We start from the raw sequence: 15,396 nt of genomic DNA on the forward strand, positions 1-15,396 counted from the left end.
TTAATTATCCCCAGCAACAGATAAATCTTTTAAAAATTGTTTTGCTGTAGACCAACGATACCTAAGCTCATTTACCCCTGATGCTCCACCCCACTGTTCTAACGCTTTTTTATTGCTAAATCTTGATCTAGCCCCTTTTAAACGTTTTTCACGTTCTCTAATCAAGATTATTACTTCCTTTGACTTATAGAAATCAGGCTCTTTTCGCTGAAGAATATTGAACCATGTTTCAATAAAATTTTTAGTCATTCGATTAATCATGATTGGTTCAACATAAGAGACCTTGCTGCTTTCTATAGTTGACCAAAATTCATCTAAAGACCAATTATCTAATCTAAATTTTTTCGAGTCTCTATGCTGTAGTTCTGCATACCATGCACATAATTGATCTTCATAATTTTGAGTGGCTTTTTCATCATTACTTAGCTGAGCAAGCAACATGTTATAGAGTAAATAAGCTCCATGGATCAATATGGCAAAAAACTCTGCATGATGAAGAAGCTGTTGTGTATCTATATCAAACTGCTCAAATTCTGGATGGTCCCAAGGTGCACTTATTTCTTTGCTAGATTTATACTCAGTATGATCAGCAAGATATGCTAACAAGCTTTCACCACAATGCTTGCGCAGTTGATCTTTTATAAATGTAGCCTCTTCGTTTGTAAGTTTTAAGTTCGCACTATGTGGAAAATCTTGAGGCGCTTTTGGTAAATTAATATCCCATATCGAAGCATTATTTTTTTGAATTTGGATTTCTGTGCAATCGTCTTGATGTTTTTGTGAATGTGCAATTTCTTTCTCTAGCTCCAATCGCTTAGCGCTTAAAAATTTTGCCCGATCAAAATATTCCGATTGTGAGCAAAACTCTTTTTTGATGCCCCACTTTTCTAAGCCAGACCAATAAACAGAACTAGGTAATCGTTTTAACTCTTTGCCAGATGTTTTCCCAAATACACCATCAAGATCATCTGATTGCATCAGTGTCTCAATTAAATCTCTTTCTAAGTCATCAATAACTTCCTCTGATTTTCTCTCACCTAAAGAAGGTTTTTCGGCCTTCTGATACAACCAAGGAACAAAGAAAAAATATCGTAATCTAGTTTGAATCGTACTGGTACCAGGAAATAATAAATCAGAAATCCGATCTCGAATACTTCCTATTCCAAGTTCATCACGACTGTCTTTTTCATTAAACTGAGATAAAAGCCCAAATACTTTTTCTCTCGCATCTTTATTATTATCAATCCATGATAGTGATGATTTAAGTACCAAATTCATATTAAGTTTCAGTTTAAGCTATGATTTAAATAGATTGCTTCCACTATTAGAATACACTAATCCCACCTTTAATTGGCTCCCACTTTTTCCCACCACCCATCGTCAATGTCGCACAGTTATACGCATCTTGTAAAAAACTACGACGCGCTGGTTCTGTAAACCCTGTTTGAGCAATCAGCGTTTCTCGCAATGGATGATGGCTCGTAATTAAATACTCATTACGCTTGTGCAAACGCTCTAATAAATTCACCGATGGTAAATGATCAAATTTCCCCTGTTGCCCTCGATTACAACTCGGGCACGCCAATACTAAATTCGCTACGCCGTTGATTGGTTTTTGAATATCACATTCACGTAACTTATGTGGAAAGAAATGATCTACATCGGCAGAATGTTCAAATAACTGTTCAATAGTAATCGGTGCAAAACAGTAGAAACAGCGACTCTTTTGATAACCATTTAAAGCTGACTTCGCTGAAGTGACATTCACACGTCTGATTTTATTATTCGCAACCAAAATCCCCTGATCATCATGCTCAATCTGCACCAAATGCTTCGGTAAATTCATATCCCACGCAGTTTCGACCAATCGCCATCTTGCTTCAGTTTCATCCACTAAATCACCTGCATTCTGTGCTTCAAATAATTGAAATACTTCATCAGTCAAAATAATGCCACCATGGGTTTTACGGGCATCCATAAAGAATCGTTTAGGCAATTCTTGTCCATGTACGTTGTGAAAGGCATCGATCACATTTACGAAGCCATACTGCACGGTTTTTGCAATTAAGGTTTGTTGATCTATTTCACCGGCATTATAAGAACGACAAAAATCCAAGAATTTACTTGAGCTTGAAGTCGCCTGTTTATCTACAAGCTTCAAATGTTCACAAATATGGTGACTAAAAGGCTGTGCCAATTGATCAAGGGTAATAACAGTATTGCCTTCAGCTTTCAGATTATAAAGTGATTTGGCTAAGGCAAATTTATAGGAGGCAACATTACGTCCAAACAGAATCACAGAACGCCAATAATTTTCTAAAGATGGTTCGATCTCATAGAATTCGGACATAGATGGTTTTTCCTTATTATTTTATTTCTTTTTCCAAAGTACATTCAGCCACTTTTCATCTCGATCAGGACGCTTATCCACAGTGATCCATTGTTTTAATACCATAACCCCATCCAACTGAGCTAAAAATACCTGAGCTTGTTCTTCATCTAAATCAGTAAATGCTCTACCGTCTTTTACTCTATCCGTTGTGCCGTATTTAAAAGACATATAACAAATGCCAGTACAGCGCAATGCACGATGAATTCTACGCAATACATCTAGCAATTTATCTCGCTCACAATGTAACAAGGAGGCACACGCCCAAACACCATCATATTGATCAGATTCAACTAAGTCATAAAAACTTGCATGACGAACTTGAAGCCCTGTTAACTCCGTAGCCTGTTGAACCAAGGCTTGGGAATAATCCATTGCTTCAACCATGTAGCCTTTATTTTTAAATGCCAACGTATCGCGCCCGGATCCGCATCCCAGATCCAAAATACAAGCACCCTCTGGTAACTCAGCTAAAAAAGGCTGGTACAAGCTTTCCATATCTACGTGTAATGTTGCTTGGGTAAATTCATCTGCATATTGATTGTAATAATCTATTGTTTTCATAGTTCAGGCTTAGGCTAAAAACTAAACTCAGTCTACTAAAAAACAAAAAAATTAGGGAGAGCTACTTCACGATGTAAGCCCGAATAACTTGCTATTCACCATTCATTTTCTATGCGCAGAATCTAGTTTACAGCACTTCTTGACTTTGTTCGTCAATAGAGCATCTAGATCCAAGCCCTAAAACTCAGTAATCTTGATATGCAGAATAAAATTCAAAAAATCTACATATTTTTAAGATGTTTCTGCTTCATATAATCAATCACGTGCATTTTTTAATTATCACCATAATCCAAATAAAACAATGACTTAATTTATTTATAAAAAAATTACTGCACATAATAAAAAGTTATGGGCAGTAATAATAGTTAAAGCCATGAGTATTATAATACTCAATGAAACATGGGTATTATGCTACCAAAGAACCACAATAAACGTATTTTTAAAAAAATAAATGCAATAAAAATTAAATAAAACTATAAAAAACTATTTACATTAAAAAAATTCCTGCATACATTAAAAATAAATGCACAAAATACGACCAACCAAAGAAAATAGTCATCTTAAAGCAGTCTTAAAATTGGGTTTTGCTCATGACAAATTCAACGACTAAAGTACTAAAAACATTTCGGGTGTCATCCAAAAACCTGAATTTATATTGTTATCCACAAAGCATCCATGCTTTTGTGTGTTGGCATGCGCTGTTTTCACAGCTTGACATTCAACAACGTGAGTTCACTTTTAAACTATTGTCAGATGCGAAATGTGAGATCCCCATTATCACTACAGATAATGAAGATACGTATTTATTTAATAGTCATTTCGCTGGCATATACGGCTATTTCTACAACCCATCGCTGAAATTTAAATTCAAGGTTTATCAAGACTTTAAACATTATGAAACTATTCTTTCATCACTGCATGAAGTTTTAAATTTACTAGAGTCAAGACAGTTTAATTTTCTTTTAAAACTTGATGTTATCGCAAAATGTTTGAATCAAAATTACACCGCTCAACAATTAAATGACGTGTTTGGGCACCGCGAACTCTCCCTGGATATCCTAAGAGAAATTACAAAACTTTCAATGAGACAAAGTCCTGCTAGCTTGTCACAAAACCTATCAAGTATGCATTTTTCATTAGATAACCTGCTCAATGCCTTAAAGGATCAATCAGAATGAACGTGATTGGACATGCCTATTTAGATTACGATAAGGTTGATTTAGCAGCCTTCAAGGCTTTTTATACAGCATTAGCTCAAATAAATAATCAAATAATAGAAGAAAATATTCGCTTAGAAGATTTTATAACACCTAGTGAAAGAAATATTCTCATAGATTTAATACAGAAAAATGCACTTAAGAGAACTAAAACTGAGTTACCACTAGTTCATTATTTGTTTTCATTATTTAATGTTTCAGTAGAGAATAAATTAATTGCTTTGAAATGGGCGATTTTCAATATTTACTGTTTTGAGTCTATTGTTCATACAGAGAACATAACAGAGAACAATTTCAATGAGATCATCGAAAAATATACAAGCACTATTTGCGATATATGTAGATGTTTTCGTTTGGCTAATAGTAATAGAAATAAGCTGTATGAAACATTATCTGTCATTCCATCAGATCCTCAAGTTCTTGTAGATCAGCTCGATGCTATAATTGGCAAAAATAAAAATCTATTCAAACGCTCATTACCAAGTCTGTCCGAAGAAGATATCAATCGTTTAAGTGTCATTAAAAATGCGTATAACTTCATCGTTACACAGCAAAAGAGACAACGTACACATTCTAGTCATGCTAGAAAGTCTTCTAAGTCAATTGATCAACCCGCTTATAGACATAAAAAAATGTCATTTGATGATGAAGTTTTACTGCTCACTACTTTTCGCAGTAATGAGGATACTCATGATATTGAGGATCAGGAACAATCTACACTTCAAGATCATGGCTTTAACTTTGATGAAAAAGAGAAAAATTCCGTTGCTTTCCAAAAAATCAAATTAAAGGCACAAGCGCAACACCAACAAAAAAATAACTTGATGAGTAAATCAAATCCGCGTGTTTTTGATCTTTTGACTGCTCAGATCATTATGCAACGCATACTTGAAAATGCCACAGACTCACCTATTCATAGTTTATTGTTATTTTCAGTACTAAGCCTCACGCACTATAAGGACATAGTAAGTTTTAGCAACAAACCATGTGAATCCAATCGCACAAAAAAATTGTATTTGAATAAATTTGAATGTTACTTTAAGCAATCATTTGACGTTTCTACTTTTAAAAGTAATCTCATCAAACTCAAAGAGCATAAGCTGAACACCACAAACAGCTATGCTATTCCCTTGCCTCAATCATATTACTCAACACTCATTCAGCTAAAAAAATGGGATATGGCTGATATTGAATCGGATCTGCAAGAATATTTAAGAAGGATTGCTCAGGATTTAACATTTAACTTAACGGCAGAAAATCTTCCACGCTTAATCAGTGATATCACTTTAAATGAACTTGGTTACGAACTAGAGAGTAAATTATTAGCTGGTACGAGTATTCGGCACTATATACCCGGCCATTATTTTTCTACCCAAATCGTAGACTTACTTGATAGCTATGAACAAACTTTAAAATTAATTGCCCCTACTTTTGAAACGAATTACATACATAAGTTTAGCAGTCCAATCTCTTTCGGAAGTCAACAATCCCCAGATGTAGCATTCACTCGAGTATTCTTTAATGAACTGGACCGCTGTGTTCGACAAGCCACTGACCCATTTGTTCGCCTAAATCATTATTCTATTTGGTTATGGCACATCTGCATGATCATCACCTCAGCTCGACCAAGTCACTCCTTTCCCCCAAATTTAGAATATATTGACTTTGAAATGCAGATAATGGGGGTTGCAGATAAAGAGCAACGTTACATGAGTACGATTGGACGATGTATTCCTTTTAATGATTTTCTTAAAGCAGAGATACAGCATTATTTGGCATTCTTAAATAAATTTAAGACCTTAATGCAAATACTCTATCCTTCTGAATATATCCAACCCATTCAAGATGTTCTCAATGGGCAAGCTCCTATTCTCCTTTTCCAAGATAAACATAAATTAAGACCGTTTGGCCTGTCTGATCTGCAGCATATTTATGAAAACTTAGATCTGCAAAAAAATTGGACCCGACATTTTTGTCGTTATTTCTTTGCACAGTTTTGTGATGAAGACATTCTCAAATCCATTTTTGGACATGATGAAAATATGCAGGGTCTTTTTGATCAATATTCTAGCTTTAAGCCAACTAGCTTGAGTCAAATCAGAAAGGCTCAGGATAAATTAGTCGCAATATTAAACTTAAATAGTATGTCTGATTTGAATGAGGTTGCTTTCATATGAGTAATCATCCGCATAGCCTGCGCCGCAAACAAAAAAATAAAGCAAAAATTAAATCACTGCTTACATTATTTTCGGAAAAATTTGAAGACATTAAAACAAAGGACTTTCAAATCATTTGCAATGAAATCGACCAAAAATTGTTAGAAAAAGCAGGTTCGAATTTAAAAAACTATCGTATTGACCGTTTACATTTAGCAAAATATATCAAACGTTTCAATCATGCCAATGGTACAGATTATCCAGTTCCCAGCACACCTGTCATCTATGAATCTAATGTACCGCTTCAAAGCATTGAAACCATCAAGCACGGCAAAGAAATCATCATATTTGCAAAAAAATTAACTCATCTCTGGGATACAACACCCATTAATCACCCTGTACATTGCCATGGATTTGCACTAATCAGCGCTATTCTCTTCAATGGTGTTTGGAATGATGCGGAGTTAAAAGCATTTTCACATATCATTGAAACTACAAAATATTTTGACTCTTTTTTAGATACCAAAGATCATTTCATTAGTCTTGAAATACCGAACTCTCAGTATGGCAATAAAAAAATTGATCATCCTCATTACAGTACAACTTACACAAAAACGATCGTCATACACGATATTGTCAAATGCTGGTTATTCAGACTTAACCAATTTGAAAAAGATTTGTTTACACAAGCATTAGACCCAGAACACATTATCAACGACTGTATTCGTACCTATTTGCCTGATGTAAAAATTCGATATAGATGGCTGATTAAATATGCCTTCTATTACACGCAATTTTTGGAAAACGCTCAGCTTGACCAAATGTCCATAGGATTATTAAAGCATGAAATTCCAAGTTCGAGCCCACTCAAAAACCAACTAGCCGTCTACTTTCATCAATTTGATACCTTTGCAACAAGATCTCGATATAAAGCCCTCGAACAAAATGAACGTAGTATTAAAGGCGATATAGAAACTGGATTAGCAAGCTTTTTAAAAGACATTCGCATGATTCTTCGCAAAAAGAATGATTATGTTCAAAAACTCATTGAACTTTATGCATCTGAGTTCTCTCCTGCAATTGAGCGAATAGTGTTTTGGTCAATCATTCGTTCAAGACTTAGTAGCAATGAATTAGCTAAACTGAATGACATTATTTGCAGTAAAAATAGGCTTTCAAGAGCATTAATTCATGCAGACTTTCAGCCTCTTAAACCCAGCTCACTGAATACCTTTTTCTCGCAATTTGTCTTTCACTGGCTTTATTTAACCCAAGATAAAAACATTAATGCGTTCACTGTTACTGATTATGAAGAACTTTATGCTGAAATTTTAGCGTTAAAAGCAGAACAAACTCGCTCAAATACTCAAAAACGTTTAAATGAATTTCACCATAAACAAGTCTTATTTTTTAATGTGCCTGAAGTAAATTTAGAAAATTTACTGACCATTAAAATCTGTAAAACGGATCTCGTTTCACCCCATCTTTTTCATAAAGCCCTTCAATACCTCGAATCTACGCCTGAACTCCATCGTTTAGATAAGTCGATGTTTAGACATATCTTTACCCTTGGGTTTAGAGTTGGATTGCGGATCAATGAGACCTTAAATATTTTTGTTCATGATTTTCAAATAAATGCGGATCAATTGACTCTATGTATCCGAAATCATCGAAATAAAAATCAAAAAAGCTATTCCGCATACCGAAAAATTTCTTTGCACCATCTTCTTAAACCAGAAGAACTTGAATCATTGATCACTTATATTAAAAATCGTAAGCGTGAGCTTTTAGAAAATAAATATTCCTTGAAACAACCGTTATTTATTAAACAAAATTTCAAAGAACCCCATGAAAATGAAGTCAATGAATTCTTAAAAACAATATTGGATTCTGTTTACCCTGAGCATCGTTGCACTTACCACAGCCTTAGACATTCAGCAATTAACCATCTCTATCTCGTACTAGCTGAATCTCCTCTTGCAAATCACTTTACTGATTATTCCGCTCATGAACAAATCAGAATCCGTTATGCTTTGTTGAGACATGGCAATACACAACAAACTTGGTACGCATTAGCGCATTTAGCTGGGCACTTAACCCCATCGACCACCTGTTCCAGTTATCTGCATCTTGCACATATAGCCATTACATACCAACTCAATCGAATCACTACCCCACTAACAAAAGAGGCCTATTTCAACATACTTAACTATAGAGAAAATAATTCATTACCCGTACAGCAAAGAGCGATTCATAATTTTCTTTATCAGCAGTTAACCCTTCATCCATATAAGCAACATGATCATCATTATAAGGCGTTAGAAATATCTGCAGCCTATACTGTTCAACTTGGGGCACGTGATTCGGATCTTACATTCAAGTTATTACATCATATACTTTCAACTTCCGATGAAGAGCAACTATCACTTCCGGAAAGCATTCCTCTGCAAGTTGCAATGAAAATTCGTGATACAGCAAATCAGCTTAAAATGACCTGTATCAATCAAAAGAAATCATCTAAATTGTTTACTACTGACTTCTTGCGAAAGCATCCTAGTGCGCTGATTACCAGTTTACCAACCAATCAGATTGAGCAGCAACTCATTGGTTATGCAGAACAAAATTATGCCATTGCATATAAAAACCATAAAAAAGAGTTAATGCAAATTATCGAAATTTATCTTGAAAAGGTGCAACCTAATTCCTCCGAGTTTAAATTCGCAGTGAATGAAAAACGCCAATTAAAAAAATTTCTATCCTTCATCAAGGACTTATTTCCCAAAAAATATATTCACTTGGAACTCTCTTCGAAATTAAAACAAGAGTTTGGACATGTCTTATCAGACTTAAATTTAACCTCGAAAAACTTCACGATGTCAGAGGATAGTAAAAATATTAGCTTTTCATTCAAAATATCAGAGGGTAAAGCGCTGGGGGTCTTTAAGTTGGTTTGGTTTTTAATAATTGTTTACTTTAAATCCAATATTACACATCAAACTTAACCCAGATGCGGTAAATACGCTTATGATTTACCTGCTTCAATATTTGACTACCCACCGTAAATTTCGATTGAGATGCGCTGTAACACGCCGATAGCCATTACTTGGTCGTTGGTCGCAAATATACCGAATCATCGGAAGTAGAATGTGATCATCTGCCTTGTTATACCTCGAACGAGACTTCATATTCGGTTGCTTCAAACGACGATACAAGTTCGATCGCGACACACCGAGTGTTCGTGCTATTTGTTGTGTTGGGTATCGTCGGGTGGTAATAAGGGCATGTGCGATATGTACTTTTTTGCTTGTGCAATCTCTAAAGCATCTTTAAGAATTTCTGCTTCAACGGTCTTTCGACCGAGCATTTGTTCAAGCTGTTTTACTTTTTTTAATAATGAATTGTAGTCTGAAACACTCACGACTTGATCATTCGCTTCCACGGCAGTTACTCCACCATCTTGCATAAGTTTCTTCCATTTAAACAGCAAACTTGGAGTAATTCCATACTGTCTGGCAACAGAAGAAACAGATGATCCTGGTTGCATGGTCATAGCAACAAACTGTGCTTTCTCTTGACCTGTATAACGTCTACGACGCTGAACAGATGTAATAACTTCAATACGTTCCATAAGACACTCCTTAACTCTAGTTCTATGCCTAGGTCTTAATTGTGAGTGTCCGTTTTAATTGGGGGGTTAATACAACTTTTACAACCTGTTATTTTTAGGTGGGATTGCCGGACTCGCTCAAACCATACTTCCATTCTTAAAATGGTATACCTTATTGCATAACTGCTTTAAGCCTCGACCATAACCACCAACCTGTACTCCATGAAAACGTGTTCCTTTCTCCGTAGAGAGTTTCACAATTTCTTCAATATGAGATGATGCTGACCACTCCCCATCACTCACGATCATCACATCAGCTTTTTTCCATTGTTCTTGCTCTAGTCTTTTCACAGCATATTCAATGGTTTCAATGTCATTACCACCACCGAAAGAATATCCCAAAAACTCAAGTAATTTTTCAATCCCATCTTGAGTAAACTTTAAATCATGTTCAATTCTTTGCCCCTGCCCACCAAAGGCATATAAATAACAAGGTCTTTTTTCTGCGTGTGCAATTTTAGCAGCCTGTAAAGTTAATGCCTTTGCAATAATTTCAGGCGTGCCACTCATTGAGCCAGACGTATCGATCACCACTAAAATAGGTCCACGATCAAATCTAGGTTTTGTTTTTTGAACTTCAACTTCTTCACTGATATCCGCCCAAGTCTTTTCAATCTCGATACCTTGAACTCGATAACTTAACAATGCTTGCTCATAGCGTTTAGCATGCCATAACATTTTCAGTTTTGGATGGCCTAGAAATAAAGCTTCCTGAGGTAACATACGATTAATGCTACCACTACGCTCAATGCCAGACATTTCTTCCGGAATATAATCAACAAGCTTTTCCTGAATTTCCTCTACCACACGAGAAAAACTTTCAAAAAAACTTTCTAGCTCATCTTCATTTTCTATACTTTCTTGCAGTCGTCCTAAAGCATTTACTATCTCTTTAAATTCAGAGATACGTTGCAAAAGCTCTTGCAATCTTTCGATATGTTTCCAATTTTGATGTTTAAGAATGCCTTTAGTGATATCAACATCCCGCCCCAGCATTTGGCTTAAATCACCAAATACGCTATTGAGCTGTTTCCATGCTTCTATTCGTTCATTCCACTGCTGATGAATGACAAGATCACCTGCGTAATCAAAATCAAAGTTTTGCGCTAATGTTGATGGATCAAAAGGCTCATTGCTTTGTTTTGCATTCGCCATTTTCTCCTGCAACCATTGTTGCAGTTTTTCTTGATATTCCGTTTGGATGACTTGCCATTGCAAGATGACATGTTTTAAGAACTCAATTGTCAATTCATGCTGGTCTTTTAAAAAAGGTGCAATGCCTGACTGCTTAATTTGCTGTTGAACGACATCAGTAATATGCTTTGGTAACCACTCAGGATTTGGAGGAATTTCCCCCATCATGAAGTATTTATACCATTGCTGCATGGTGTCACTACGCTGTTCAAGCGTGCCCACAGTTGAACAAATCACTTCTTCTAAAAGCTCAGCAGGACACTCATCTAAGAATGAGTATTGATCTTCTAAATAATCAGCAGAGACCATATTTTATCCTTAAAGAAACTCATATGTGAATTTCAAAGCCAGCATACGATTTTCAACGCCCTGGACCTGCGTAAGACTATCTTTTAATGTGTCTAGCACAGGTTCAATAAACTCATGATCAATCCACAAGTGGCCCTCTCCATGACTTTCAAGCTCTTTAATATTCTTTGTAAGCTGCAGCTTAACTACAGAGATACGCTCAAGATGTTTTTCAACTTCATTAATTTTTTGATTTAACCATTCTGAATTTTTTCTATCTAAGTCCTCTTCCTTCTGATGAGTTTTATTAAAATATTGTGTTGCAATATATGTATCAAACTTTTCAGGATACTGATTATTTTTTGTAGTATATGCATGCAGAATCGCATTAAATATCGAATCTTCATTAGGTCGGATATCTCTATTCATTACGGCGATGAAATCTTGGATATCATGTAAGACCTCCACAGTATGACTTTCTTTTCTATAGTATTTTAATAATCTTTTAGCTATGTTTTGTGTTTTTTTTGAAACTGTAGATAACGCTTGTTCATTGGATACTTTGGAAGAAAAAGTTCTACTGGCGGATATCATCCCCGCACTGTTTTCTAAAGAATTAAACCATCCCATTATTTACTCCTTAAATTATTTTTTATAATCAGAATCCAGAAACCTGATTAGAAATTTCTTTTTCTAACACATCAACAACAGTCAGTAAATTTTGCAGATTCACCACAGACTTTCCACAGTACTGTTCATACATCCCTGCTACCAATTCTATTTGTTCAGGCTTCTCCCAAATACAATGCTGGACCAACCAACAATCCCAAATCGTGACCTGACTTTGTCCATTGGTATATGCTGAAACTTGTAGCATCCCCACAATTTTACGCCAACGACGATCTGATACTTGAATCTGATTCTCAGCACACCATCTTCGTAGTTCTATTAAAAACTGTAATGCTTCAGCAGATAACTCCACCTTTTTAGCATGTTGTTGAATATATTTGAGTTCATCATACGACAGTTGTTCAACAGATAACGCTTCCTCGCTCGCTTTCATCGTCAATAACTGCTTAAATCCAGATTTACTCACAGGTTCAACATATTGTCGAAACAGGAACCGGTCATATAGGGCACTGAGATTACCATCTTCAGGTAATTCATTACTTGCACCAATGACGGAAATCAAAGGTACTTTTTGTCGGATTACACCATTATCAAACTCACGCTCATTTAACAAAGTCAGTAAGGCATTTAAAATTGCACTATTGGCTTTAAAAATTTCGTCTAAAAATGCAATAGATGCTTGAGGCAAATAGCCTTGAGTTAAACGTGTGTATTGGTCTTTTTCTAAAGCCTGAATCGACAGAGGACCAAACAGTTCTTCAGGTACAGAAAACTTGGTCAAGAGCCGTTCAAAATAGGGCGTGTCTTGAAAAACGAGATGTAATCTGCGGGAGACTAAGCTTTTTCCTGTACCTGGTGGCCCGATTAATAAAATATGCTCACCCGCCAAAGCAGCAAGTAAAGTCAACTTAATCGTCTGTTCTCGTTCAACTAAACCCTGTGTTAGTTGACTTTGAATGCGCTTAATTTTTTTAAATAATTCGGATGTATTCATTCAATATAGGATCCAATATACAGTAAATGCAGGAAGAGCATATAACGGCTCTCCCTAGCCAAATTAGGCAATCTTTTTTGTTAAAGCATCATCAGTGATTAGCGTTTTTAATGCTTCATACTCTTGCACAGCTTTCTGCTTTTCTGCAAAATCTTTCTTTATTTGCTCAAGTTCTTTTTCTAAGCCTTGCGTCATTTTCTGAGCAAGTTGATTCTGCGTATCAATCAAATTGAGCTCAACTTTTTTTGCTGATGCTTTAAATTGTTCATTCAGTAATTTAAAAACTTCCTGCAAAGATTGATTTAAGGCTTGCTTCAGTTTTTGCATATCATTATTGGATCTAATTTGACCGCTAAAGTTTTGGCTAATTTTTCGCGTCGGATCGCCAATCTCTAATTTTAACTCAGGTAAATCTAACTGGCGGATAACAGCATCTAACACATTTTTAAATTGGTTGGCATCAAAATCTGCCTGAGCTGTATTTAACTCATTGACCAAAGCTCGGCGTAAATTTAGCTTTAATTGGCTAGGACGAATTAAATCATTAAAGTGATATTGGATATCAACCTTACAATTTCTAGCGTATTGTGCAATTTGCTCTACCGCATCTGATGCAGACAAATATTCATAATTTGTTGTGTATGTCCGATAGCGAGTTTCTGAACTACCCCAACTAAATGGGTTATACCATTTTGATGTACTGACTTCATAAGCCTCTTCATGTGTTTCAGAACCAGTACGTGTAGTGAGTTGAGTATATTGCTGAATTGATTTTTGCAATTCCTGAGCAATGCTATTACTCGCTTTTTGAATTGATATTAGTTCAGTACCAATATGTTGCTCAAGCTTAGATGAAATCGCTCGTATACGTTGTTCTAACTGCCTCTCTAATTCAGTCAGTTGGGAAATATCTTGAGTATTTAAACGGATGATACGACTCTCAACAGTTTCTCTTAGATCAGTTAAGGTTTCATCAAGCTTTTCTTGCGCTTTAGGCAACAGACTTTGTTTCTTTGATTCCAAAATCTGATTTTTTTCAATACGTGCTATTTGGTACTTTTCTTTTAAAGTTTCAAAGTTAGCAATACGTTGCCAATCCTGCTGTGTAAATTGATATCCGTCCCAGTCATTTTCTGCAGTTTCTTTTAATTCCTTATATACATGTTGCATGGCAGCATCCCATGTCGAAGAATCCCATGAAGCAAAACCATGTGCAAAAGTACTCGAAACAATTGGACTAACTAAGTTTTCTAGCAAATTTGCTAAATGTTCATGACCTGCTTTTCGCTTTTTGTCAGCTAAATCGCCTAATTCTTTTACTGCGCGTTTATTTAAACGTCGTTGCAAATTACTTTCACAATCCGCTAAGCTCTCTTGATTGAAACCATCATCTAGAATCGCTGAGTCATATTGTCCTGCAATCAAGAAAAGGCGTTCGACACCACCCTGAGGTAATTGTTCAGTCAATAAATCAATATCTGACTGATCTAAAAACTGACTTGCTCGTGATAAAAAGAATACGACATCACAACGTGCCATTTCTTCTTTGGTCTTTTGTGTTCGACTAATGACAGGATCATTCATTCCGGGAGTATCAATAACATCAAAACCCTTCAATTCTTCATTAGGCAGATACAGACGCGTCATTTTTACTAATGCTGTGTATTGACCATCATTGCCTGCATACTGATTTAATATATGCATTAACTCATCAAGTGAAGTGGCTTCAATGCGTTGATGTTGTTGTTCTAAAGCAACACTCACATCAAGCCCTGCTTTATCAACCATTTCAACCAGTTCTTTGGCTACTTTGACAGACTCAGATTCATAAGTTTCTTGAGCCAGATTATCTAAATCAGCCCACTCTTCTTTCGAATAATATTCGATTTCTAAAGCAGGTGTAGCACCATAGCTAATACGGGTGAGATTGGCTGTTTTAGGTGTAGCAGCCGTTGGTAAAACAGGCTTACCATCAAACAACAACGCATTTAAAAAACTGCTTTTTCCAGCCTTCACTTGCCCCATAATTGCAATGTTTAAAGTTTGTTGCTCTTGTTCAAAACGTTGAATATCTTGTTGTAAGGTTTCTTTTAAACGAAAAACATTTGAAATTTCGTTGTTATCAAATCTTTTTTCCCAAACCTGTAAGTTCTGACACAAGTTAGAAAGTTGTTCTAAATGCTGTTGAATTGACATACCCTGCTCTTTTTAATATCAATTAGTTATGGAAAAAATTGTAGCTTAATTTTATAAAAAAAAGACCTAGACAAAAGGTGACTAGGTCATAGTTTGACGTA

The 15,396-nt window shown here is 35.6% G+C and carries 12 protein-coding genes; 3 read left to right on the forward strand and 9 right to left on the reverse strand.

Features of this window, described 5'->3' with window-relative positions; genetic code table 11:
• The 3 genes from FTV38_RS08610 to FTV38_RS08620 are packed head-to-tail and all read right to left on the reverse strand — an operon-like array spanning window position 1 to window position 2,953.
• Window positions 1–1,278, reverse strand: coding sequence for a DUF6361 family protein (locus FTV38_RS08610; protein WP_151730875.1), 1,278 nt, complete (start codon window positions 1,276–1,278; stop codon window positions 1–3).
• Between the two features lie 46 nt (window positions 1,279–1,324).
• Window positions 1,325–2,350, reverse strand: a complete 1,026-nt coding sequence (locus tag FTV38_RS08615; RefSeq protein WP_151730876.1) for an HNH endonuclease domain-containing protein — start codon at window positions 2,348–2,350, stop codon at window positions 1,325–1,327.
• A gap of 21 nt (window positions 2,351–2,371) precedes the next feature.
• Window positions 2,372–2,953, reverse strand: coding sequence for a class I SAM-dependent methyltransferase (locus FTV38_RS08620; protein WP_180022237.1), 582 nt, complete (start codon window positions 2,951–2,953; stop codon window positions 2,372–2,374).
• Between the two features lie 590 nt (window positions 2,954–3,543).
• On the opposite strand from FTV38_RS08620, the gene FTV38_RS08625 reads away from it, so the two are divergent.
• From FTV38_RS08625 to FTV38_RS08635, 3 genes are read left to right on the forward strand one after another with little or no spacing between them, the layout of a single operon-like run.
• Complete coding sequence (locus tag FTV38_RS08625) at window positions 3,544–4,131, forward strand: hypothetical protein (RefSeq protein ID WP_180022238.1); 588 nt, start codon at window positions 3,544–3,546, stop codon at window positions 4,129–4,131.
• Entirely contained in the window at window positions 4,128–6,347 is a 2,220-nt protein-coding gene (locus FTV38_RS08630; RefSeq protein ID WP_180022239.1) for a hypothetical protein, read from the forward strand. The genes FTV38_RS08625 and FTV38_RS08630 overlap by 4 nt, the downstream gene beginning before the upstream one ends.
• Window positions 6,344–9,328: a tyrosine-type recombinase/integrase gene (locus tag FTV38_RS08635; protein WP_180022240.1), complete on the forward strand. Its 2,985-nt coding sequence runs from the start codon at window positions 6,344–6,346 to the stop codon at window positions 9,326–9,328. The genes FTV38_RS08630 and FTV38_RS08635 overlap by 4 nt, the downstream gene beginning before the upstream one ends.
• Window positions 9,329–9,364: 36 nt before the next feature.
• Here the strand turns inward: FTV38_RS08635 and FTV38_RS18385 are convergent, their stop codons facing one another.
• The 6 genes from FTV38_RS18385 to FTV38_RS08665 all read right to left on the reverse strand — a co-directional run bounded on the left by FTV38_RS18385 (window position 9,365) and on the right by FTV38_RS08665 (window position 15,295).
• Entirely contained in the window at window positions 9,365–9,553 is a 189-nt protein-coding gene (locus FTV38_RS18385; RefSeq protein WP_180022241.1) for a hypothetical protein, read from the reverse strand.
• 14 nt (window positions 9,554–9,567) lie between these two features.
• Window positions 9,568–9,954 (reverse strand): transposase, encoded by a 387-nt coding sequence (locus tag FTV38_RS18390; protein ID WP_180022242.1) that lies wholly within the window; start codon window positions 9,952–9,954, stop codon window positions 9,568–9,570.
• Window positions 9,955–10,071: 117 nt separating this feature from the next.
• Entirely contained in the window at window positions 10,072–11,496 is a 1,425-nt protein-coding gene (locus FTV38_RS08650) for a VWA domain-containing protein (RefSeq protein WP_180022243.1), read from the reverse strand.
• Window positions 11,497–11,505: 9 nt separating this feature from the next.
• A complete protein-coding gene (locus FTV38_RS08655; protein ID WP_180022244.1) occupies window positions 11,506–12,105 on the reverse strand; it encodes a hypothetical protein in 600 nt (199 codons plus the stop codon).
• Window positions 12,106–12,133: 28 nt separating this feature from the next.
• Window positions 12,134–13,099 carry an AAA family ATPase gene (locus FTV38_RS08660; protein WP_180022245.1) on the reverse strand — a complete coding sequence of 322 codons (966 nt, stop codon included), beginning with the start codon at window positions 13,097–13,099 and terminating at the stop codon, window positions 12,134–12,136.
• 63 nt (window positions 13,100–13,162) lie between these two features.
• Window positions 13,163–15,295, reverse strand: coding sequence for a dynamin family protein (locus tag FTV38_RS08665; protein ID WP_180022246.1), 2,133 nt, complete (start codon window positions 15,293–15,295; stop codon window positions 13,163–13,165).
• Window positions 15,296–15,396: the final 101 nt, after the last annotated feature.

The sequence above is a fragment of the Acinetobacter sp. YH16044 genome, from assembly GCF_013417145.1.
GTDB lineage: Bacteria > Pseudomonadota > Gammaproteobacteria > Pseudomonadales > Moraxellaceae > Acinetobacter > Acinetobacter amyesii.